This is a genomic window from Neorhizobium lilium, from assembly GCF_004053875.1.
Lineage (GTDB): Bacteria > Pseudomonadota > Alphaproteobacteria > Rhizobiales > Rhizobiaceae > Neorhizobium > Neorhizobium lilii.
The window spans coordinates 244213-263926 of the sequence record NZ_SBIP01000006.1 but is presented as its reverse complement, the minus strand read 5'-3'; the positions used below and the strand labels follow the sequence as shown (position 1 = coordinate 263926).

At 55.8% G+C, this 19714-nt stretch carries 18 protein-coding genes; 12 read left to right on the top strand and 6 right to left on the bottom strand.

Features of this window, described 5'->3' with window-relative positions; all coding sequences use genetic code 11:
- Nucleotides 1–31 precede the first annotated feature (31 nt).
- Complete coding sequence (locus EPK99_RS23540) at nucleotides 32–769, top strand: GGDEF domain-containing protein (protein WP_128445527.1); 738 nt, start codon at nucleotides 32–34, stop codon at nucleotides 767–769.
- 7 nt (nucleotides 770–776) lie between these two features.
- On the opposite strand, the gene EPK99_RS23535 is transcribed toward EPK99_RS23540, so the two are convergent.
- The 4 genes from EPK99_RS23535 to EPK99_RS23520 all read right to left on the bottom strand — a co-directional run bounded on the left by EPK99_RS23535 (nucleotide 777) and on the right by EPK99_RS23520 (nucleotide 3417).
- A complete protein-coding gene (locus EPK99_RS23535) occupies nucleotides 777–1517 on the bottom strand; it encodes a hypothetical protein (protein ID WP_128445526.1) in 741 nt (246 codons plus the stop codon).
- Between the two features lie 82 nt (nucleotides 1518–1599).
- Entirely contained in the window at nucleotides 1600–2766 is a 1167-nt protein-coding gene (locus EPK99_RS23530) for a site-specific integrase (RefSeq protein WP_128445525.1), read from the bottom strand.
- On the bottom strand, nucleotides 2756–3175 hold the full coding sequence (locus EPK99_RS23525) for a type II toxin-antitoxin system VapC family toxin (protein WP_128445524.1): 420 nt from the start codon (nucleotides 3173–3175) through the stop codon (nucleotides 2756–2758). The genes EPK99_RS23530 and EPK99_RS23525 overlap by 11 nt, the downstream gene beginning before the upstream one ends.
- Complete coding sequence (locus tag EPK99_RS23520; RefSeq protein ID WP_128445523.1) at nucleotides 3175–3417, bottom strand: type II toxin-antitoxin system Phd/YefM family antitoxin; 243 nt, start codon at nucleotides 3415–3417, stop codon at nucleotides 3175–3177. Before EPK99_RS23520 ends, EPK99_RS23525 begins: the two co-directional genes overlap by 1 nt.
- A gap of 229 nt (nucleotides 3418–3646) precedes the next feature.
- Between EPK99_RS23520 and EPK99_RS23515 the strand changes: the two genes are divergently transcribed.
- From EPK99_RS23515 to EPK99_RS23485, 7 genes are all read left to right on the top strand, one after another.
- Nucleotides 3647–4747: an RHE_PE00001 family protein gene (locus EPK99_RS23515; RefSeq protein ID WP_128445565.1), complete on the top strand. Its 1101-nt coding sequence runs from the start codon at nucleotides 3647–3649 to the stop codon at nucleotides 4745–4747.
- A 175-nt stretch (nucleotides 4748–4922) separates the two neighbouring features.
- Complete coding sequence (locus EPK99_RS23510; protein WP_128445522.1) at nucleotides 4923–5180, top strand: type II toxin-antitoxin system Phd/YefM family antitoxin; 258 nt, start codon at nucleotides 4923–4925, stop codon at nucleotides 5178–5180.
- Nucleotides 5177–5560: a type II toxin-antitoxin system VapC family toxin gene (locus tag EPK99_RS23505; protein WP_128445521.1), complete on the top strand. Its 384-nt coding sequence runs from the start codon at nucleotides 5177–5179 to the stop codon at nucleotides 5558–5560. Before EPK99_RS23510 ends, EPK99_RS23505 begins: the two co-directional genes overlap by 4 nt.
- Nucleotides 5561–5565: 5 nt before the next feature.
- Complete coding sequence (locus tag EPK99_RS23500) at nucleotides 5566–7296, top strand: restriction endonuclease subunit S (RefSeq protein ID WP_128445520.1); 1731 nt, start codon at nucleotides 5566–5568, stop codon at nucleotides 7294–7296.
- Nucleotides 7286–8926 carry an AAA family ATPase gene (locus tag EPK99_RS23495; RefSeq protein ID WP_128445519.1) on the top strand — a complete coding sequence of 547 codons (1641 nt, stop codon included), beginning with the start codon at nucleotides 7286–7288 and terminating at the stop codon, nucleotides 8924–8926. The genes EPK99_RS23500 and EPK99_RS23495 overlap by 11 nt, the downstream gene beginning before the upstream one ends.
- A complete protein-coding gene (locus EPK99_RS23490; RefSeq protein ID WP_128445518.1) occupies nucleotides 8926–9810 on the top strand; it encodes an HNH endonuclease family protein in 885 nt (294 codons plus the stop codon). Before EPK99_RS23495 ends, EPK99_RS23490 begins: the two co-directional genes overlap by 1 nt.
- Nucleotides 9807–11264 carry a type I restriction-modification system subunit M gene (locus EPK99_RS23485; RefSeq protein ID WP_128445517.1) on the top strand — a complete coding sequence of 486 codons (1458 nt, stop codon included), beginning with the start codon at nucleotides 9807–9809 and terminating at the stop codon, nucleotides 11262–11264. The genes EPK99_RS23490 and EPK99_RS23485 overlap by 4 nt, the downstream gene beginning before the upstream one ends.
- 382 nt (nucleotides 11265–11646) lie before the next feature.
- Here EPK99_RS23485 and EPK99_RS23480 read toward each other — a convergent pair whose 3' ends face one another.
- Nucleotides 11647–13275, bottom strand: coding sequence for a DUF262 domain-containing protein (locus tag EPK99_RS23480; RefSeq protein WP_245582548.1), 1629 nt, complete (start codon nucleotides 13273–13275; stop codon nucleotides 11647–11649).
- A gap of 282 nt (nucleotides 13276–13557) precedes the next feature.
- A complete protein-coding gene (locus EPK99_RS23475; RefSeq protein ID WP_245582547.1) occupies nucleotides 13558–14445 on the bottom strand; it encodes a hypothetical protein in 888 nt (295 codons plus the stop codon).
- A 79-nt stretch (nucleotides 14446–14524) separates the two neighbouring features.
- Between EPK99_RS23475 and EPK99_RS23470 the strand changes: the two genes are divergently transcribed.
- The 4 genes from EPK99_RS23470 (at nucleotide 14525) to EPK99_RS23455 (ending at nucleotide 19573) form a co-directional block, all read left to right on the top strand.
- Nucleotides 14525–15538: a hypothetical protein gene (locus EPK99_RS23470; RefSeq protein ID WP_128445516.1), complete on the top strand. Its 1014-nt coding sequence runs from the start codon at nucleotides 14525–14527 to the stop codon at nucleotides 15536–15538.
- Nucleotides 15539–15566: 28 nt separating this feature from the next.
- Nucleotides 15567–16766: a hypothetical protein gene (locus EPK99_RS23465; protein WP_245582546.1), complete on the top strand. Its 1200-nt coding sequence runs from the start codon at nucleotides 15567–15569 to the stop codon at nucleotides 16764–16766.
- Between the two features lie 257 nt (nucleotides 16767–17023).
- Complete coding sequence (locus tag EPK99_RS23460) at nucleotides 17024–17965, top strand: lipase family protein (RefSeq protein WP_128445515.1); 942 nt, start codon at nucleotides 17024–17026, stop codon at nucleotides 17963–17965.
- A 12-nt stretch (nucleotides 17966–17977) separates the two neighbouring features.
- Nucleotides 17978–19573: a trypsin-like serine peptidase gene (locus EPK99_RS23455; protein WP_128445514.1), complete on the top strand. Its 1596-nt coding sequence runs from the start codon at nucleotides 17978–17980 to the stop codon at nucleotides 19571–19573.
- The last annotated feature ends 141 nt before the right edge of the window (nucleotides 19574–19714 follow it).

The window sequence follows — 19714 nt, the reverse complement described above, 5'->3', positions numbered from 1 at the left end:
ATAGAATTTCATGTTTCTCACGGTGATATTTATGCGTCGTACTGTAGAAAAATCGATTGTCACGGGATTGCTATCGGTGTTGGCCTCGCTGGCGATCTCGTTCAGCATTGTGCCGTTGTTGGGCGGTGAAGTTGCGGGCGCGGGCCTGCTCATGACCATATTTTGTCCGCTGGCCATATCGATCCCGGCGTCGGCGCTGCATTTCACCCAGTCGGATAAAGTGCGACGGGCAGAGGCAGCGACGAAAGAAGCTCTAAACAAATTGGCTGATGCTTATGAAACCCTCCGTATTCAGTCTCGCAGCGACGGCCTGACCGGCGTTCTGACAAGAAGCGCATTCATGGAAGATCTGGCTTTGACGAGTCAACGAGGTGGGACCGGAGCCCTGCTGTTTCTGGACCTGGACCACTTCAAGTCGATCAACGACCGGTATGGTCATACGACCGGAGATGAAGCCCTTCGCTGCGTTGGGCTCGTCCTCGCCCGCTACCAAAGCCGTTCAGATTTCGCTGGGCGTCTTGGAGGTGAGGAATTTGGGCTGTTTCAGAGCGATCTGGCGTTCGAACAGATGCGCGGTCGATGCGAGGAGGTTCGGGAGGAAATCGCCCGTATCGTCTTGAAAACACCTTCCGGCATCCAGGTCCGGATCTCCACGAGCATAGGAGCATATTATTGTCGGCGGGGCTTTGATCCGTCAGACTGCCTGAAAGCGGCCGACGAAAATCTCTATCAGGCTAAAGCCTTGGGCCGAAACAGGGTCATTGCATAAACCCCGTTTATCGTTTTTCCAGAAACCACTGTCTGTGTTCTGACATTGAAATAGAATTCACTCTCGCGACAGCGTCGGCTGAAAGTGTTTCTGGGCCTCGCTCGGCTGCCAACAGAATGGTTGGGGAGAGGGGGAACATCCACGTTTGCTGATAACGATCAGGCATAACAAACTCTCCTTCACCCGCGTGTAACACCCCCCATTTCATTGCGCTGCCTCTGTTGCAAATCAAATTGATCTCCCGCTGCATCCGGGGCCACGCGAACATTCGACCTGGTATGGATCCATCCGGATCACAGACAACGTAGTTGGATTTTTCCAACTGGTCGCGGTCATCGGAAGACCATCCGCTGATATTAGCGTGTGGTAGAAGACCTTTCACCCCTGGCATCGCCTGGAGCCCGGACCCGGCGGCATTTGCTTCGACCAGACGAGATCGGACTGCCCACAACGCAAACATGGCAGTGACCTGATCGCTCTGCCGCTGATCAAGGCTAGTGAGCTCCGCATTGCAGACGGCATCCGCTATCTCTTGAAACTTGTCTTCGATAGGTTTGTGGCCATTTTCGCTACGCTCCTCCCACATGCGCGAAGCAAAGAAAACGGCGTTCTTTGGCTTTGCAGGAAAGGTCGCGCCGTCCCTTCGCGTGACACGAACAAGGCCGCCGTCGTTGCAGAACCGGGCAATACTCTTGCGGGGAATAATATGCTGTTTCTTTGTCAATTGGTGAGGGTTCGTTGTTCCCATCGTCACCTGTCCTCGGCATGTGCGGGTGGGGGACCGGCCATGGCGGGCTGCTGCTCATGCCGGCGCCATGCGCAGTTCTCCGTCACAGAACCAACCGCGCAGCGCGCCCCATCTTCCGTTCGGTATTGTTGTAGTATCCCGACGCCTGCGTGACCGACTTGTGCAAAGATTGCTGCATAGCTTCCGGCAAGGGAATGCCGCAGTTCGCCGCCTCGGTCAGATAACCCGATCGCAGACCATGGGCAGAAAACTGTGCCGGGTCCAGCCCGGCCTGCCTGATGCGCGTTTTCAGGATAAGGTTGACAGACTGCGGCGTCATCGCGCGCCGATCGAGGTTGCCCCACTGATCGATACGCCGAAAAACAGGCCCTGCTTCGAACTTCGTTTCTGTCAGCCAGTGCTTGAGTGCCGTCACAGGCCTGCCGATCAGCACAACATGTTCATCATCGTCTGACGTGGTGGTCTTGGTGCGGCCGAGATGGATCGTGAGGCAGGGGAGGAGAGGGGAGTGCTCGTCAGCCGGATTGGCGCGAACTGGTTCCTCGTCCACCAGATCCTCGACGCGCAGCCCCGCCACTTCGGAGCGTCGTCTGCCGCCGGACGCGAAAGCCATCAGCAGCAGCGCCCGGTCACGCAGGTCGACCAGCCGATCGCCGGCGCAAGCCGCCAGCAGTTTGGCGAGGATATCGCCGGTGACGGCCTTCTTGCTTTTTCTCTGCCGCGGGCGATTGCTGGCTCGAACGGCCAGCCGAAGCGCGCTTTTCAGTGACGGCGCTGAAAACGATCCGGTCAGCCCGCGCCAGCGCGTCAGGATCGACCAGCTCGTCAACCGACGGCGAACGGTCGCTGGCGCATGCGGTCCGGTGCTTCTCAGCAAGCCCTTGAGGCGCAGAGCGATCGCGACGTCCTCGGGCATGCCGTGGTCGGCGTTGGTTCCCCGCTCGACTGGGTCCCAAAGATGGTGGGCGACGAATTTCAACAGCAGACTTTCAGGGGCAGGCCAGGGGAGGGGAGCGCCTGTCGCCAGCACGCACCACGCCTCCAGATAGGCGAGATCGGATGCCAGCGCCCGCATGGTGTTGTCGCCCATGCCTTCGCTGGCCAGGTGCTTGAGCGTCGCGACGTCGTCGTCGGTGAGCAGCTCGGCGAGCTGGTCGCGCCGAACAAACGGCAAAATCGCGTCTAGCGCATCCAGTTCCTCGGCGCGCTTTAGAACGTTATTGCCTGAAGGCGTCAGCTCAGTGCTCATGTTCGAGTGGCCCAACGACGGTGATCCCCTCGCCGCGGGCGGCGATGGCCATCTTTCGGTCGCCAGTCGCCAGAGGCAGCCCTTGCATTCTGGCAAGCGCGACGTAGCTCGCATCATATGCGGTCAGCGTGTAACGGGCCGCCAGTTCCAGGACCAGGCCGTCTCCGCCCGATCCGGCATCCTCGAGCGGCAGCCCTCGCAACTGTGTCATCAGCAGGATAGGTTCGCCGGGGCGAAGGCGGCCACGCCGTTCAGCCACCAGAAACAGATTGCGGGTCTCGAACCAGAACAGTGCCGGCACGAGACCGACCGTCGACCGTATCTCCGACATCAGTCGATCGGCGGCGTCGTGTTGTTCGTCGGGAAGAAACCAGGCGGCGGCGATGGAGGCATCGAGAACGAAGGACATCAGTAACGGCGGCCTTCATCGCGCCATTCGCGGATTTCGTCCTGCGTGGTAACAGGCCGGCCGGCGCGCTGGGCCTTGATTTCGGCGATCAACGCATCGACATCGTTGTCGCGGCGGATACGGGTCAGCCGGGCAACGGGCGTGTTGCCGCGCGAGATAATCACCTCCTCACCGGCTTCGACTTTCGCCAGCAGATCGGACAGGTGGGTTTTGGCCTCGGCGACCTTGACGGTAACGGTCATGACGGATGCTCCAGGGTTTGTCTCTCTCGTCGAGCAGATGGCGGATAACATCGTTTTTCGACATTCTGCGCGATGATACGGCGGTTTCCGCAAGTTGGTCAAGCCCTAACCATATTACTATCGATACTTGAATACTATCGTTAGTGATAGCCTCGCTGGAGATGACAAACTGTGACGCTAGCAAATCTACAGTTTGCTTTCTCGACGGAGATCATGCATCATGAAATCAATGGGTTATGACATCGCCACGATTGATCTGAGAGAGCTGAATTCGCCGGCGGCTCGTGCCGGGGAAGCCTTGGCGCGTCTGGATGAGCGCATCGCCCGCTCGCCGATCCGCGACGGCTTTCTCGAGCGGCAGAACTTTGCCGACGCGATCGCGTCGCTCTGGGTCGACGGCGAACTGGTCCACCTTGAGGACATCGTCCTGCACGATGCCCGCCTCGATATTCGCACGCCGACCCACGAACTGACCATTGCGCACTCGATCCTGCGCGCCCGCCGGCAGATTTTTGCACATCCGCCCGACTGGGCGCTCAGCGCCGCAGGTATTGCTCGTTTGCGGGGGAGGGGAGCGCCAAGTGACCATCCCGTTCCGGCGCAATCCGGTTTGACGCGCCCCGTCGGCGCAGATGACGGTGGTTTGGCGCTGGACGATGACTCGCACGGCGACGACTTCGCCGAGATTGACGCGGTGCTGGCGCGCAGCACCGCGGTTCTCAACGGATCGACCATCCCCCGACCGGCCGATGCCCGCGATCCGTTGGTCTATGACGCCGACTGGGACGAAGACGAGCGATTGGGACAGTGGCGTGTGGGGCTTAACGAAACCGACGGCCTCTCACCGGTGTTGCGCGGCGCAATTCTGCTCGATGCCTGGAGCGCGATCGAAGTGCTACAGCACCGCACCGAGCTCGGCCGCCAGCTGGTCGCCTCACTGCTGCGCCGCGACGGCACGACGCCGTCCCACCTGCCGGCGCTCAATGTCGGGCTGCGCAGCGTCCGACGTGAACAGCGTCATTCCAGAAGTCGAATGACGCGGCTGCTGGCGCTCCTCGAAGCGTTCGCGGCGGCGGCGGAACTGGGGATGAAGGAGCATGACCGCATCCTGCTCGCCCGCCAGCAGCTGGACCGTCAGGCATCCGCCAAACGGACCAATTCGAACCTGTCACGGCTCGTCGACCTGGTCGTGGCGCGGCCCGTCGTGTCTGCCAACCTGATCGCCAAGGAGCTTGGCGTCACGCCGCAAGGTGCGCGTCACTTGGCGGCGCAGCTGCCGCTTAGGGAGATGACGGGCAGGGGGAGGTTTCGCGCGTGGGGGGTAGTCTGATATGACGGTACGTGCGACTGCGATCGGAAGTACATCCGCAATAATGGTTGGCAAAAATGACATGCAACCGAACTTCCTGTTGTTCGGTAAGTGATCGAGCCATTGATTTTGGACCAGACTTTGGTCTAGATATGTTGTATTATTGGACTTGTAAATGGTCCGGATTGGGGTGCCGATGCACGTGTCTGTAACTGAGGCGAAAAGTCAGTTGACTGAATTGGTTCGCCGAGCCGAGGCGGGAGACGAAGTTATTTTGACCCGACATGGCCATGCCGCAGTGCGCCTTGTCCCTGTAAAAACGGGACAGGACAGGAAGTCTCGTAGGGCTCTACTCGAGGCAGTTCGCGCCGCAGCGTCTGTCAAAGCGACGACCGGACCGAGCGCTGCGCGTAGCCAGGATTTTCTCTACGGCGCTGACGGCCTTCCGGAATGATCGCGGTAGATACCTCGGCACTGATGGCGATCGTCCTTGGTGAACCGGAAGCTAATTTCTGCATCGGTACGCTCGAAGCCGAGAGTGACCTTTTGATTTCTGCGGGAACAGTCGCGGAAGCTCTCATCGTGTCCGCCCGTCGGAATGTTGGGGCGGAGATGGCACGCCTGATCGACGGGCTGGGCTTTGAGATTGTAACTCTCACGCCCGCGTCGGCGCGGCGCGTCGCTCACGCATATGAAATGTGGGGTAAGGGCGTCCATCCAGCTGGACTGAACTTCGGTGACTGTTTCTCCTACGAAGTCGCAAAGGAACATGCTTGCCGTCTGCTCTTTGTGGGTGATGATTTCACGAAAACCGACGTTGAGAGAGTTATTTAAGGGCGATGGCGACTAAAACGATGATACTACCGGAAGGGTGGGTGATGACCACAGTCGCTGAAATCGGCGCTGTGCGTTTAGGTCGCCAGCGTTCGCCCGATCAGCACACCGGGCAGTTCGCGACAAAATACCTCCGCGCGGCAAACATTACTGCCGCTGGGATTGATGTTTCCGACGTACTGGAAATGGATTTTTCGCCCGCGGAGCGTGAGGTATTTCAACTTCATATTGGCGACATCCTGCTCACGGAGGCGTCGGGCAGCGCTAAACACGTGGGCCGCGCTGCGATCTGGCATGGAGAAATATCCGAATGCTGTTTTCAAAACACAGTCATTCGTGTCCGTCCTCACGCCGTTATCCCCGAATTTGCCCTCCTCGTTTTCCGGCATATGGCGGAGAGCGGCGCATTCGCGGAAGTGGCTCGTGGGGTAGGCATCCAGCATCTTGGCGCTGCTCGCTTTGCTGAAATGGATTTTCCTTTACCGCCGCTGGCTGAACAGCGGCGGATAGTGGATGAAGCGGACCGCCGCCTCATGGACGTTGCTGCGGCTGAAGGAGCTCTCGTTTCAGCGCTTGCTCGAACTGTCGAGCAGGACTTTGTCATTCTTGAAGCCGCAGTCACCGGCACCCTGGTTGAGGCTGAGGCGGTGTTGGCGGCGCGCGAAGGTCGCGAGTTTGTGTCAGCGCGTGAACTTATAGCGCAAGCTCACCAACCCTTAAATCGATCTGTGTTCTCCGGTGTGGAAGGTTTGGATCACCCCACCGGAGCAACTGGCACAACGCCTGGCTGGGTCGTTTCCAGTGTTGCCGAAGTAGGAGAAATTCGCTTAGGACGTCAGCGGGCGCCTCAGTATGAACACGGAGATTTTCCGACGCCCTACATTCGCGCAGCCAACATAACCACTGATGGGCTTGAACTATCTGATGTGCTGCGAATGGATTTCACTCCGGATGAACGGCGCATCTACGAACTTGTGCCCGGTGACATCCTTCTATCTGAGGCGTCAGGTTCCTCTACTCACGTCGGCAGACCAGCGATCTGGCGCGGCGAGATTCCGGGATGCTGCTTTCAGAACACAGTAATTCGGTTTCGTTCAGTTTTGTCATCGCCCAGCTATGCGCTTTTGGTCTTCCGCTACCTTGCTGAAAGCGGAGCATTTGGCCGGGTCGCCCGGGGCGTTGGAATTCAACATCTTGGTGCCTCCAGGTTTGCCGCGATGCCTTTCCCCTTGCCACCCGAAGCCGAACAAGATCGTATCGTTGTTGAAGCCGAAAGTCGCCTCGAGGGCTCACGAGCGCAACGCACCGCCATCCAGGCGTCGCTCGCCCGATTCGAAGCTATGCGATATGAAATTTGGGCCGCCGCAGCAAACGGGCGGCTGGTTGAGCAAGATCTTGAAGACGAGCCCGCTTCGGCCCTGCTTGCTCGGCTTGGTTCGCCACCTGAGCCCGAACGGACCCTTAGCCGGTCAATCACAAAGGACACTGCTGTGAAACTGCCACCGCGCCGCAACACGAGAAAAACTCAAGACGTAAAATCGCTTCCTCTGGTGCTTGCGGAAACCGATCGTCTGGTGTCACTGCCAGAGCTTTTTGCTGCTGCAGGCTATGACCGCGACTTGGCTGTTGATGTCGAGCGCTTCTACTTGGCCTTACGCGACGAAGTTGGTCAAACGATAGAACCAGTCGGCGATGCCCGCGAGAACGCAGCAGTGGGGCTCCGTGATGCGTCTTGATAAGGTTACGATTGGTGACTGGAAAAATCTAAAAGACTTCCACGTCGATTTTGACGAAGAGTCGCCTTATACCGTACTCGTTGGTGAAAACGGTGCTGGGAAGTCCAACCTCATAGAGGCACTCACCCTAATTTTTCGCAACCTTGATCTCGATCTTCCTGCGCCATTTGACTATCAACTTCAGTACAGGTGTCGTGCGCAAAGTATTAGAGTGGTTGCGGGGGCCGACGGGGGGCTCAGGTTCGAGCTTCTCGATCAGGAGAACGGATCCTTTAAGGAAATTTCTAAGCGACGGTTTATGGAAGTGGATGCGGCAGGTAAGCCGCTGTTCCGCCCTGCTTTTGTATTTGGATACTATTCAGGCCCTAGCGATCGTCTCGCGAGCTTGTATGAAGAACATCGCCGGCGGTATTACCGGCTAATTATTCAGCCCCAGTCCAAGCGTGACGCAAAGCCAGTCGATTCCAACGCCCTCCGGCGCCTCTTTTATGCGCAGACTCTTCACGGTCAGTTCGCACTTCTTGCATTTTTTATGGACCAGGAAAATGGCGCGGGAGCAGAGGACCGTGAATTTCTTCGCGAGCACTTGCAGATCGAGGGACTTGACAGCGTACTATTTGCGCTCAAACGACCGCCTTGGTTCACAACTGGTAAGAAGGGCGGTGACCCCCGCTTTTGGAAAGCTGAAGGAGAGGTCCGTGACTTCCTCGATCGCCTTTACTCGGCAGCTCTTTTGCCGATGCGGATGGATCGCAGGATTCCTATCGACCTACAGAAAGATCCACTGGTCGAATCTCTGTATCTGTTCTTGCCCAACTCTGCAGCGCTGGAAAGCGTTTATCGTTCTTATGGAAGTCAGTATTCGTTCTTCACAGCTCTTGAGAGCACATACATCTCAAAGGTCCTAGCGGAGGTACGTACGCGCGTACGGATGACTGAAGCCGTTGGCGGCGGCGCTGTGACCTATCGCGATTTGAGTGAGGGAGAGCAACAGCTGCTCCTCGTTCTGGGTCTTCTCAAATTTACCGCTGAAGATGAAGCGCTGTTTTTGTTGGACGAGCCAGACACCCACCTCAACCCTGCCTGGAGCACCCAATATCTTGAGTTCCTGGATCGATTTATACAGCTCAAAAAGCGCGGCGAGACGTGCCACATCATCATGACGTCACATGACCCGCTGGTTTTTTCACGCCTTGAGCGTACTGAAGTACAGGTTTTTGTGCGGGACAAGCAGGGACATGTCAGTGCCCAGCAACCCGCGCAAGACCCACGAGGCATGGGCATCGAAGCTATTTTGTCTAGCGATTTATTTAGACTTCGGTCGGGTGGGCTAGATCTGCCCACGCAGCGTGATTTGGATATCCAGCGTCGACTTTCTATGAAGGAAGAGCCTCTCACTGAACAGGAACGTCAAGAACTGAAGGTGGTGACAGAGCGGCTTGACGGTCTCGGATTCTGGCGTTCGGGGCAAGACAAGTTATTCGAGTTGTTTCTTCAGAAATGGACCGAGCGAGAACGCCCCGAGTGGCGTCAAGCCGTTGAGCTGACACCCGAGCAGTTGCACGACCGGGAGAAGCTTGCTGCCGACATCGTCGCAGAGATTTCAGTTGGGGGCAGCGAGAATACCTGATGCGTTACATTAATTTGAACCTTTTAGTGGGCGATCCGGACGCTGCTCCCGCGCTTGCTGCCGCCGAACAAGCACGGCTTGAAATCCTCGCCGAACTGGATCCCGTGCGCCGTCGAGAACTTGTCGATGGGCACCGCGAGAAGTGGGTAGCATTTCGGACCCACTTCGAGCGTATTTACGGGGAGAAATGTTGGTACACCGAATGCGTCAACCCTGGTACAGATGACGATATCGATCACTTTCGACCGAAGGGCCGTATTCAGGAGGATCGTCTGCACGGTGGCTACTGGTGGGAAGCATTGCACTGGCGTAATTTTCGTTTGAGTTGCCATCGTGCCAACCGGCTGCGGGAGAATCCGGAAACGGGGAACACTCACGGGAAGGGCGACCATTTTCCTTTGTTAGACCCCGAGCAACGCTGGCGAGATCCAAGTGCCGCCTGCCATGAATTGCCTCTGCTTCTTGACCCCATCAGGGCCGGTGATGCCGCTTACGTGACTTATGATATCAGCGGAAAAGTTGCGCTCTCGCCTCGTTATGAGAATGATGAGATCGCCAAAAAGCGATTTGAGGCAAGCCGTGTCTATCTTCATCTCGACTGGCCATCAATTAAAGGGCAGCGCCAAATGCTTTACGCGGATATCACCAGGCGCGTCGACGATGGCAATGCGGCGGCGGCCGGAATTGGTCGCGGCGAAGTCGGCTCGCGTGATTGGCTTGACCGAGTCATAGGTGGACTTATAGATCTGACGCAGCCGAGGCAGCCATATTCTCGCGCCGCTCAGGCCTACATTCGCCGATATAGATTTCACGACTGGGTAGAGCGCGAAGTGCTGCCGCACATCGTCAATGCCGATGCTGCTGTAGATGGGGCTGCCGCATGAGAGACGCCGCCTCCAATCTCGTGCGAAAACTTTGGCAATATTGCAATGTTTTGCGTGACGACGGTCTATCGTATCCCGATTACGTAGAGCAGTTAACGTATCTCCTCTTTCTAAAGATGTCGGATGAACAGTTTGATGGGTTGATACCGGAAGAGTATAGCTGGCGATCGCTTGTCATACTTGATACCGAAAACATGCAGCGACACTATGGTGAAGTCCTAGAAGCGTTGGGTCAACGGCAGGGCATGCTTGGCCTGATCTTTCGAAACGCCAAAAATAAGATTCGAGATCCGGCTAAGTTACGCCTGTTGATCGTGGATCTTATCGGCCAAACTGAATGGTCGGGCCTCTCCGCCGACATCAAGGGCGATGCATATGAAGGGCTTTTGGAGAAAAATGCACGAGACACTAAGAGCGGCGCAGGCCAGTACTTCACCCCACGACCGCTAATCGACGCCATTGTTCGCTGCATAGATCCGCGCCCGGGTGAAGTTGTTTGCGATCCGGCATGTGGGACCGCCGGATTCCTACTCGCCGCACATGACTTTTTAACGTCGGAAAATCCGCGGCTAACGCCGGCTCAACGTGAACATCTGAGAACTCGCGCAATCCGTGGCGTGGAGCTCGTAGAAGAAGTTGCTCGGTTAGCAACGATGAATCTTCTCCTCCACGGGGTTTCTGGACAGGAAGACGACGAGCTACCGATCGTCTGCGGCGACTCGTTGAGGGAGCCGCCAGCCTCGCATGTCGATGTGATTCTCACTAACCCGCCGTTTGGCGTGAAGGGTAGTGTGACATACGCCAGCACAGACCGGAGGGCTGGTCGGGTCATTGACGAGCTGACAATCGTCCGGCCGGATTTCTGGGTTCAAACCGCAAACAAGCAACTCAATTTCCTCCAGCACATTGTCGCTATGTTAAAACCCTCTGGGCGAGCGGCGGTCGTTATTCCAGACAACGTTCTTTTCGAAGCGGGACCGGCCGCAGTTATTCGTCGGCGCCTCCTGGAAAGTTGCGATGTGCATACACTGCTCCGGCTTCCCACCGGCCTCTTTTATGCGGCCGGTGTGAAAGCAAACGTACTGTTTTTTGACAAGCGGCGGCCAAAAGTCGGCGCCGGCGACTCTGTTTGGGTTTATGACCTTCGGAGTGACAATCGGTTTTCGCTTAAAACAAAGCCGTTGCGAGGCGAGGATTTGTCGGAATTCGTACAGCTATTTAAGGCGCAAGATAGGGCTGGGCGGGCAATTGGAGCGGATGAACCTCGGTGGCGCCCATTCGACAGAGCGGCCATACTCGGAACTGAAGACGCGCGTTTGGACCTCACATGGGGTGAGACAATACCGCCGGCGGCTCCAAGCAATTTATCGCGCTTAGACGAGCTATCTAACCTTATCGCTGGAGATCTACGGCTCGCACTGTCGCATATTCATCAATTGGGACAGACGAAGTAATAGGGAGAGGTGGTCGCCGGATACCCCTCTAACGATCACAGCGCTCTTTCCCAGCCGTCGTGGGGTGCGGTGGTGGTTTACGTTGTAAACTGGTTTTAGTGCGCCAACAGTGACACCAAATATTTTGAGTCCCAACGTCAGGTCCGCCCTAGCAGAAAGACCGCGACACTACAGGCGGCACTGACAACAAGCCAGCTTCCGCGAGAGTTTCCGTCGCAACCTTCTTGAACGTGGCGTTCGTTTTGTGACGCATAACCCACAGTCATGGATTGCCTCGCGCGGCGGCTCTGCCGAGTGATTTTGCTTCCGGGGCGCGGTAGCCGTGCCCGTCGGAGACTAACTGTCATCGCCTCTCCTTGGAATTAGACACGAATACCCGCTACTAGTTTTGTTCAAGCGCAACCATAATACGCGCCTTCAACGCCTTGCGACGTAGATCGTAGAACTCCTGGAAAGCATTAAGGTCCTCAGGCAGGTAGGCAATCTCAAGACCGGCGAGGTATTGTTGACGTGCCGCTTCGTCTGGCTTGATCCAGGCGTACCATTCGTGCGGCATCTTCTGGCGTTTCTGATTGTTAATCGAGCCTTCGAGAAGCTGAAGGTTCGGCAGGCGATTGTGCTTGTCTTGAAGCGCATCCCACAGATCCGAGCGGACACCAGCCTTGCGCAGCTGGGCTGCGGTGAACCGGCCCTGGGGATAGATGTGGTCCACGTGGAAGTGGCGAGACAGGTCGAAGCCGGAAAAGATCAGCGACAGCAACGCGAACGTCCGCCCATCGCCATAAGGTAGGTCACACAGCTCATCGATTTCCACATCCGTGAACGACAGTGACTTTCCGCGCAAGACCATGACCGCCTCCAGCTCGGCGACCGGAAATCCGCTCGTAGCATTAGCCGCGATCTTTTCTCTGAGAGCCGTCAGCAGCGTATCGAGACCGCTACCCCAAATCCCGGACGCTTTGAGGACGCTGCGGATCAGCCAGCGACGAATACCTTCGCGGTCTGACGCGAACTCGGCGCGGTGGAGATATGCCCCGTCAAGCTTGCGGGCGTAAAGATAGTAGGCAATTGGCAGTATTGAGCTTTCAGCACGCAGGTTCTGGCTGCTGAAACCGAAAGACGCAAGCAGTTGCACTGCAAGTAGCATTGCTTCATGTATCCGCGGCCAGTTTGTTTCCAGGATTGCCATGTTGGTCTTGTTGAAGTTTTCAACCTTAAAGCCAACACTGCCGATATCGGACAGCATAAGCCCAGCCTTGAGAGCCAGATCCTTGGTGAACTTGAATCCGTCACCTTCTTTGTTCATCTCGTCCACCAGCGAATGAATGGCCTCTCTGGCATCGACCTTTTCCCATTGAGCAACGGCCACGGACAGAAGAAGGTCGGAGTAGGAGAGCGGTGTGCCACCATTATTCATGCGAATGAAGATATTCAGGACATGCTCGAGGCTCTGACTTTCTTCCTCGTAGTAGGTGATCAGATCCTTGTCGTGGATCGTCTTGTGGAACAGACGCAGTGTCGCGCGGGCGGTCTTGACGGCCTCTTTATCCAGGTTGATCTCATCGAGGCTGTCGATGAGATCATCGTATTCCTCCTCCATGATGCGACCGCACTTGAACCACACCTCGTCCGACTCCGGTTTTACCGACTGTTGCTCCGTCAGGAATTCGAAGTGATAGCGGCATCCACTCTCGGTATCGAGTTCGCTGAGCAGATTGAGGTAGAGATGACGAACTGGAAAGGCGGCATCTGTGCTCCAGCGCTTGCCAGGCATTTTCCAGGCGTAGGAACCTCGGAGCCCAACATTCAGAGCAGTCATCCGCTGTTGGCCATCCAGGACCGCAGTCAGCTCGCGGTTGGGCGGATTCTTTAAAAACTCGCAGTGGAAACGGTCGCGCTGATGATAGTGACGGACGAAATCATAGAATTTGTACTCGGTGCGCCGCTCCTGCTCTATTTTCCAAAAGAGGAATGTCCCGAACGGATACCCTTGCATAATACTGTCGAACAATTCGCAAATCTGGGCGGGCCACCATACGAATTCGCGCTGGATCGTAGTCTTGGTTGGCGACTTTATCGAGTAGGGATTTGATGGTGCCGCCGGGCTTGTACATTTGATAATCTCTATTCGTTTCATGTGCGAGTCGCAGCTCGCAATTGCATCACTGGTAATCTCATTCAGCTGCTGTTGCTATACAATAGCCGCCGCCTCTGACCCCCAAACGCTGGGTTGGCAGCCTTGACGAGCCTATCCTGGCCATTCAGGATAAAGAAAACTCGTCGGACATCGACATTAGGCCGTGGTGCCTAACGTCGGCAGGATATCATCCGTCCATACTCGAATTCCCGGCACACCGGCTCTCGCCCCCTCGTTGATCCGTTCCAGTGGCAAGTCCGGTAGACTGACGTCTCCGGGCACGTAGCGGATATCGGTCGATCCGCTGATAAACCGCTTTGCGGGGAATTTTTCGAGAACCCGCCGTTGGTCTGGAAAAACCTTGTAATGAATATCTGAGTCGTGGGGCATTTGCGACCGAAGTTCCGGAGCGATAACGTCCTGCGCACGCGCCTTAACTGTTGCAAGCCCTTTCCCGAGGATGATTGGCGGTACGTGGCGTTGGAACCCATCCCCCTGCCAGCGTTGATAGTGCAAGGTTACGTCGATGACATCGTATGGCGGTGCAATCACCCACATGTGGCCCGTATCGAAACCGGTCCCCTCGTTTTGGTCGATGATTGCGAAATGGCGTGACGCGCCCTCGGCATAGACAGATGCAGAACCACGCACGGGAATATTCCAGATACCCAGCCGGTCGAGGATGCGTGTCAGTATGGCGGTCATCGAAATACACGCGCCATGCCAGTTGTGCTGGACTATTCGCCGCTGAAGAATTTCCGTCACCTGAGGAACAATGGCCTGGACGTGTGCGTCGTAGTGCTGGTCTCGTTCCCGCAGTAATACCCATTCCGCATAGTTTTCGGCAAACCGCTTGTCTCTCTGCTCATGTGCGACAAAATTGGGCTGGTCGTAAAAGCCCGGCTGGCTGAAGTCGATGTTCAATTCCTGGAACAAGCTGACCATCTCCATACGGCGAGCTTTCAGCGCCTCCAGCGAAGGTTGTTCCAGTAGCTTTTTCCTTTTTGCCTCGCCCACAATTTTCCCCTGCCGATGTTTTTTCAACAGTTTACCAATACAGAAGTTATTCCAAAATGGTAATCGCAGAGAGCGGAACTTTCGTTAGCATTTCGAAGGATTTAAAATGATCCGTTTGTCAGGTCACAGCTTGGAAAGCATAGGCTTCAGCAAGCTCAATAGAGGCAATCGCTTGTATGGTCGCTTTTGCCGGTTGCTGATTTATCATATTGAGGGCTTCAGGATAGACCAGCCGGTCGTCGGTCCTCTGAGCTATGTCTTTGAAGGTCATTCCTGCATCCTCGCCATTGGTGGGAGCGTGAACCAGACCTGCAAAGTTCTTGTCGAAGACGAGCTCGTCGAAGATGAGGATGAATGGCGCAAGAGGAACGGCACGATCGGTCCTTATTTGGTTCTGAAAATTGGGCCGTCCAAAGAATATGCGACGACCGCTACGCATTCGCGCAAAGATGGAAATGGAATCTGGACCAATGGCGGCTTCGAGGAAGCAAGGTCAGAGCTGGATGGAATACAAGATAGCCTCGCGCCGCGGGTTGTCTCCAGCTTGACGGTTGCTTTTTCAAGTGCGGAAACAGCTTTTCGCGCGGTTGAAGCAGCGAACTTTGGCCTTGCAAGGAGCGGCGAGCGGCTTCGCGACATGAGCTTCTCGATGAGCGCTTATGCCATTGTTTCCAAACCGATCGCGGCCGATGAGGTCAAAGCTACAGTGCTCAACGCCTTGAGGCATTCTTTCTGCCTCGACGGGAAGGTCGCTGGTTTTTATGATTTAGCACTGAAGGAGACTGACCCAATCAAGCAGTTTTTGCTCTTTTTCATTGCGATTGAATTGCTGACGAAAACGGAGTTTGCCACGCGATATCCATCGGTCGTTACCTCAGTATCCGCCGCGACGATTCCCGCGAATGACAGAAAAAAGCTTGAGCACCAATTCTCTTGGCTACAAAAGCATGTCTTAACTTCGCTACCCCAGGAGTGCGTGGACAGCTTCCAACGATTGAGAAGGGTGCGGAACCTGATAGCTCACGGCGGCATTGCGTCGCCCGACCCGCAAAACTTGGAGGAGGTCAAGGCGCTGGCAACAGCGGTACTCTCTTCGGTGATGGCTTTACCGGCACCATAGACAGGACGCGTGTTCACCGAGACAATAGATGGAACGGGGCGTAACGAGATTGACGAAAAATCTGAAATTTGCCCAACTCTCAAAGTTACAGAGGATGAAGAACCGGGCCAACTGCATTCTGTGCCGATGGCTCAATCGGAGATTGAATCGCCCGAAAGTCAGTGTTTTCACCCAGCTGACTCAGGACACGCCCGTTCCCTACGCGGAGCGCCTCATAGCACTTTCCGGCGGACCGGCGTTGATCTGGCCCTATTATAACATCCTACCGGACGAGGGACCTTTCGAGATCGCGCCTGACAGCAACTGCTATCGAAATCCGGCTTGGGTCGAGCAACTGCCGAGCAGCATGCCACGGCATAACGTCATCGTGAACTTGTTACCCGCGCTTACGGAGGAGTGGTTGGCCAACGAGAAATTCCGCATCGATCCTGAACGGTGGATTATGGACATTGTCGTGCACTACGAAGAGCGCGGTGTCTGTTTTCGCGGGAGCTATGCGACCGATCTTGCTAATATGCTGCGCAAACATGCAGACGCCCAGCGTTACAACTGGACTCTGCTGTTCTACTACGTTGCGATTATCAAAAAGCTATTGGAAAAACGTAACGTTGAAGAAGCGATGCAGGAGCTCGTTAAAGTCAGCAACGCCGATGTGCCGAGAGCCGGTATGATGCTGTCACTCGGCGCATTGAGCCTCTTTTTAAAAAGGAATCAGAGGTTACGCCTCCCAGGAGACCCAAAGCTCGCCTATTCGTTCGTTCAGAGGTTCTTTGACTTTCAACCTGGCCAGAAAGGCGAAGTGGATCATTTGTCCGTTGCCTATCTCAGGAACCGGTCGCTTGACCTTGGGATGTACTACTTCTTTCCTGCCATTACGTCGCTTGGTCAACAACCTGTTGGCGAGACAATAATCGCAACGCGTGATGCTCCGCTTCAGCGCCTGATATTTCGAGTTTTACCGTTCCTGTTTGATCCGACAGCCGCCCCCGATGTCCCGACGTCGATCGCTGTGGAGGAGTTCGCCAGTGACGATGGTCTGGCGTTCTTTGAATGGCGCTCCCGGCTAAATAAAAAATTTGAACCACCTCTCAATGAGGACCAAAGACTTAAGCGGCTCGCCAATCTTGCGGATTACGCCAAGGGCCTCTGCGATATGAGCGACGAAAAAGATGCGCTCGATGAGGTCTGGCGCGAATGGACGCTTCCCTATCTGGAGGATAGCCCATAACAACCCTGTTCGGGGCCATACTTGGGTTATTATAGGGCCTCCATCATGCTTCATAATTTTGGTTGAATGGCTGTTGCCGATTAGGAATGGATCTTTTATCTCCAAGATCTAAGGCGCTCGAAGCGGGTCATCAGCCAGCGCGGTGCTAATTTACGCGATATAGCGTATGAAGACGTTTCCCGACGTAGCCTAGGTGTGAGATTTGTGCTGATATACCTCTTAAGAACAGTAACGCTGTTTTCCGGGGGGGGGACACTATGGCTCACGTTACGTTTATTCACGGCATATCCAATAAGCCTGCGGCAGATGAGCTTCTGGATATTTGGGTTCGGACACTTGACAGCGGCAGTGGTGGCATCAACCTGCCAGGTGAAGGAGTATCGACGTCGATGGTGTATTGGGCTGACGTCCTATATGCCGCGCCAGATGATAACGTCGCCGCTTACGAAAGCCTCGATGCACTCACGCCGAAGGAAGTTGATGCGAGCGCTGAGACACGCTCGCCGGTCGCATCCACCAACGAGGAAGCGTCCTTCATCGCCGGACTGGCGTTCAAGCTCGGCGGAACCATGGCAGCCGCGGAAGCCGTCGAAGCTATTCCGCCAAACCGGGGGCTTGAAGGGCTTCCTTACGAACGGGTTCCCCTTCCTTGGCCGGTGAAGAAAGCATTTCTCGAAACCTTCCTCCGCGATGTTCACCACTATCTGTTCAACACCAGCTTTTCTCCGCGGCCCGGAACGACCTTCAAGGTACAGGATGAAATCCGCAAACGGTTCGTGAAAGCTGTAAATGCTGTCGACCGAGCCAATGGCCCACATATCGTGATCAGTCACAGCATGGGAACAGTGATCGCTTATGATTGCCTGAAACGGGTCAAGAAATCCGCCCATGTCGATGGCCTCATTACGGTCGGAAGTCCGCTAGGTCTGGATGAGATCCAAGACAAGCTTCAGCCCGGATGGACGCGGCAGAATGGTTATCCATCAGAACGGAATGATGGCAGATGGGTCAATGTTTTCGACCGGCTCGACCCGGTCGCAGGCTTCGACCCTTTCATTTCTAACGATTTTCAGAGGGTTGGCAAGGCGGAGATCAAAGACGTCGAGGTCTCGAATTCCGGCGCGTGGAGGCATTCCATCGTGAAGTATCTCAAAGCCGACGACCTCCGACAGGAAATCGCGCGGATGCTCGAACTTTGAGGGTAGCCCAGCATGTCGAAAGATATCAAACCATTCCCAGACAATAGCGCGTTTACACTTCTGAGGTCGCTCACCAGTCGCGATCTTCAGTCTGTCTTGCGGGCTGCGTCCGAGACCAACTCGATCCGCTACTCGAAGACCTTCTCGGAGATCGTCGAGTTTGCAGCGAAAAATGACTTAGCAAAACTGATACCACCCGACGTACAGATCAAGAGCCTTCTCGACAATACGGTGCCAGCCGCTCTTGCAGCGCTCGACAGGGCGACAAAGGATGGCTCTCTCGAGCAGCTAACGCATCAGTTCAAAGCGCGTGCGTGGAAAGATCTTTTGGTGGAGGCGCGAGATGGCGGTGGCGATATCGCTCGCAAGGCGCTCGTCTCTGCCATGGATGAATACAAGGCACTCTATGACGCAGGTCCGGAAAACAAGGTGCGCGCTGGATTAAACCTGATCGCCCTATCGACGTTGGCACGCCAGCTTGAGGCGCCAGTTCCGATCTCGATTGACCGGCTCCAGCTAGCAACGTCCGTTATGCAAAGCCTCAATCAGGTGCCACAGGCCGGACGCGGGATGAATTTTCATACCTCGAAAGCAGAGGCCTATATTGCGCTCAATGACCTCGGTGCCGCCGAACGGGAAATCGGCAAGATTATCAGGAATCCAGCAACCACCGCAGAAAATGTTGCAGGCATGATCCGGCAGTTTGGAGATGTTTGGGATCTCAAAGCCGGCGGGCGGGGCGAGGGAATTGTCCAGGCACTACGCGCCGTGCTGCTGAAAAAGGAGTATGATCATGCGACGCTGGTGCCCGACAAAGTGAGGGAACTGGCTTACCTGCCTACCCCGTCGGATATGCAACTCGAGGTGATCCTGGGACCTGACGGACCCCGGACATTCCAGTGGTACAAGCAAGGTCTGGAGAGCGCGCTGTCCGTCGGAGCGATAAGGATAGCAGGTTCGGACACGCGAATAGGAACAGGTTTCATCGTACGCGGAGGCGATATCGTTCCTGAATACGGCGACGAGCCTTGCCTCCTTACGAATTCGCACGTCATGAGCGACGATCCTGCGGATCACGATCTCAGCCGACGTCCCAACGACAGCCCTCCGCTTTACCGCGACGAAGGAGAGGTTGTGTTTGAAGGCGCGGAGAAGGGTGTCAGCTATAAATTCTCATCTATCCGGTCTTGGACTGTGAATACGCTGGATGCCACGATTTTAAGGTTTGAAGGCACCGCGCCCGCGGCTAAATCACTTCCGTTTGCTAAGCGACTACCTTTGGCAGACGGCAAGCAGAGGGTCTACATCATCGGGTACCCAGGAGGAGGCGAACTTTCCTATTCCCTCGAGAATAATCGGTTGCTTGATCACGACGGGCCTCCTAGAGGCGAGCCTGTCGACAATCCCTATCGTCGCCTGCATTACGAAGCCGCGACCGAAGGTGGAAGTTCCGGCAGCCCGGTGTTCAATGGGCACAATTGGCAAATCGTAGCTCTCCACCATGCTGGCGGTAAAAGTATCCCGCGCTTGAATTTGAAGCCGGAGCGGTGGGCGGCGAATGAAGGAATATGGATTCAGTCAATCTGCGACGCAGGTTCCATTAACTAGAAGGTGATGTGAATAAAAGGGCGTTGAGCGCAACTCTCCAAGACACATTTTCGATCGATCGTCTGGGTGGTGATCGATGCCACAGCCGATGATGATTGCCGTTTTTTGGCCTGTTCCGTTGTTTTCCGGATGGTTTGGCAA

What these genes read in the sequence shown, in the direction of transcription:
- EPK99_RS23505 (WP_128445521.1), top strand. Translation starts at nt 5,177, where the DNA reads ATGATCGCGGTAGATACCTCGGCACTGATGGCGATCGTCCTTGGTGAA.
- EPK99_RS23465 (WP_245582546.1), top strand. Translation starts at nt 15,567, where the DNA reads ATGGAACGGGGCGTAACGAGATTGACGAAAAATCTGAAATTTGCCCAA.
- EPK99_RS23535 (WP_128445526.1), bottom strand. Translation starts at nt 1,517, where the DNA reads ATGGGAACAACGAACCCTCACCAATTGACAAAGAAACAGCATATTATT.
- EPK99_RS23470 (WP_128445516.1), top strand. Translation starts at nt 14,525, where the DNA reads ATGATCCGTTTGTCAGGTCACAGCTTGGAAAGCATAGGCTTCAGCAAG.
- EPK99_RS23455 (WP_128445514.1), top strand. Translation starts at nt 17,978, where the DNA reads ATGTCGAAAGATATCAAACCATTCCCAGACAATAGCGCGTTTACACTT.
- EPK99_RS23460 (WP_128445515.1), top strand. Translation starts at nt 17,024, where the DNA reads ATGGCTCACGTTACGTTTATTCACGGCATATCCAATAAGCCTGCGGCA.
- EPK99_RS23515 (WP_128445565.1), top strand. Translation starts at nt 3,647, where the DNA reads ATGGGTTATGACATCGCCACGATTGATCTGAGAGAGCTGAATTCGCCG.
- EPK99_RS23525 (WP_128445524.1), bottom strand. Translation starts at nt 3,175, where the DNA reads ATGTCCTTCGTTCTCGATGCCTCCATCGCCGCCGCCTGGTTTCTTCCC.
- EPK99_RS23495 (WP_128445519.1), top strand. Translation starts at nt 7,286, where the DNA reads ATGCGTCTTGATAAGGTTACGATTGGTGACTGGAAAAATCTAAAAGAC.
- EPK99_RS23530 (WP_128445525.1), bottom strand. Translation starts at nt 2,766, where the DNA reads ATGAGCACTGAGCTGACGCCTTCAGGCAATAACGTTCTAAAGCGCGCC.
- EPK99_RS23520 (WP_128445523.1), bottom strand. Translation starts at nt 3,417, where the DNA reads ATGACCGTTACCGTCAAGGTCGCCGAGGCCAAAACCCACCTGTCCGAT.
- EPK99_RS23500 (WP_128445520.1), top strand. Translation starts at nt 5,566, where the DNA reads ATGGCGACTAAAACGATGATACTACCGGAAGGGTGGGTGATGACCACA.
- EPK99_RS23490 (WP_128445518.1), top strand. Translation starts at nt 8,926, where the DNA reads ATGCGTTACATTAATTTGAACCTTTTAGTGGGCGATCCGGACGCTGCT.
- EPK99_RS23540 (WP_128445527.1), top strand. Translation starts at nt 32, where the DNA reads ATGCGTCGTACTGTAGAAAAATCGATTGTCACGGGATTGCTATCGGTG.
- EPK99_RS23485 (WP_128445517.1), top strand. Translation starts at nt 9,807, where the DNA reads ATGAGAGACGCCGCCTCCAATCTCGTGCGAAAACTTTGGCAATATTGC.
- EPK99_RS23510 (WP_128445522.1), top strand. Translation starts at nt 4,923, where the DNA reads ATGCACGTGTCTGTAACTGAGGCGAAAAGTCAGTTGACTGAATTGGTT.